Genomic DNA, 1470 nt, shown 5'->3' with positions numbered 1-1470 from the left:
TGCCCAGACTCCCGGTGCGGTCGGTGCCGCCGTCAGCGGCACCGGCCGCCGTCCCGGTGAGCCACCCCAGCAGCGGGGCGCCCAGCGCCGCGCCCAGCAGCGAACGCCGCGTCGTGCCCATCGTCCCGAACCGTCCTTCCCTGGCCGCCCGGTACGGCCCCGGAAGCGATCATCCGTCCACCGACCGTCTCCGGGGCCGAGGCGGAGGACGAAACCACCCGTGCGGGGGGAGTGCAAAGCGGCCCGGGGTGGTTCGTCCAGGCACGGGAGCCCCCCCGGGGCGGCCGCCCGCCCGGTGTCCGGTTCGGCGACCGGGCACCCCGTCCTGGGCCCTGAGTCCTGGTCGGCCGACTGCCCGATCCTGGCCGGACGGCGGCCCGCCCGGCCATGGATTCGGTTCTCGCCGAACGGTCTTGCGGCGGTGCCCGTTCCGGGCGACGATCGCGACCGTGCTGCGAATCTTCTTCGGTACGGACGACCTGGAGCGGCTCCGGGTGGCGGAGCGCCCCGACATGTCGATGGAGCTCTCCCTGAGCGTGCACGCCCTGGTCAGCGGGGTCCGCGACCCGCGCTTCCAGGCCTGGCGCGACCAGCTGCGGGCCTCCTGGAACCCGCGCACCGCGCTGCTCTTCGACCTCTACACCCCCACGGCGATCCCGGAGTTCCTCGCCGTGCGGCGCGACCCGGGCGCCACCGAGAGCGCCACCGCGGAGGCGCCCGAGGCGCCGCTGCGCGACCACCTGCGCTCGGTCGGCGGGGAGCGGCAGTTGAGTGCCTTCGCGCGTGGCGTCGCGGCCGGCGACCGCCGGGCCCGCAGGCTGCTGGGCAACGTCACCGCCGACTACCAGACCCGGGCGATCGACCCGTACCGGCGGCAGATCGAGACCATCGTCACCACCGAGCACGGGCGCCGGCGCCGGATCGCCGAGCCGGACCGGGTGCTCGGCTCGCTGCACCCGACGGTGTCCTGGCGCCGCCCGGTGCTGAGCTTCCCGCTGGCCGGCGGCTGCCGGCACGACGTGCGCCTGGACGGCCGGGGGCTGCTGCTCCAGCCGTGCGTGTTCGGCCCCCGCCGGCCCGTCATCGCCCGTTTCGAGGACCCGGCCCAGCAACCGGTGCTCCTCTACCCCGCCCGGATCGGTGGTCCCTTGCGCGCCGAGCCCGAGCCGACCCCCAGCCGCACCCTGACCGCGCTGCTCGGCCAGACCAGGGCCGCCGCGCTGGAGGCGATCGCGGTCCACGGGCCCTGCTCCACCAAGGACCTGGCGGGCCACCTGAACATCTCCACCGCCTCCGCGAGCGAGCACGCCACCGTCCTGGCCGACTCCGGGCTGACCACCAAGGACCGCACCGGCCGCTCCGTCACCCACCGCCCCACCGCGCTCGGCCACGCCCTGCTGGCCGGCCGCGTTCCCGCCCCGGACCCCGAGGACCACCCGGCCTGACCCCGCCTCCACCACGCCCGGGGCC

The 1470-nt window shown here is 76.5% G+C and carries 1 protein-coding gene; it reads left to right on the top strand.

Annotated features, from left to right (window positions below):
- The first annotated feature begins 449 nt into the window (after positions 1-449).
- Positions 450-1445 (top strand): ArsR/SmtB family transcription factor, encoded by a 996-nt coding sequence (locus ACFU6K_RS38875; RefSeq protein WP_380671369.1) that lies wholly within the window; start codon positions 450-452, stop codon positions 1443-1445.
- Positions 1446-1470 lie beyond the last annotated feature (25 nt).

The organism is Kitasatospora sp. NPDC057512 (assembly GCF_042802135.1).
Classification (GTDB): Bacteria; Actinomycetota; Actinomycetes; order Streptomycetales; family Streptomycetaceae; genus Kitasatospora.
Note: the sequence above shows the minus strand (reverse complement) of the source record. Positions and strands in the feature narration are given on the sequence as shown.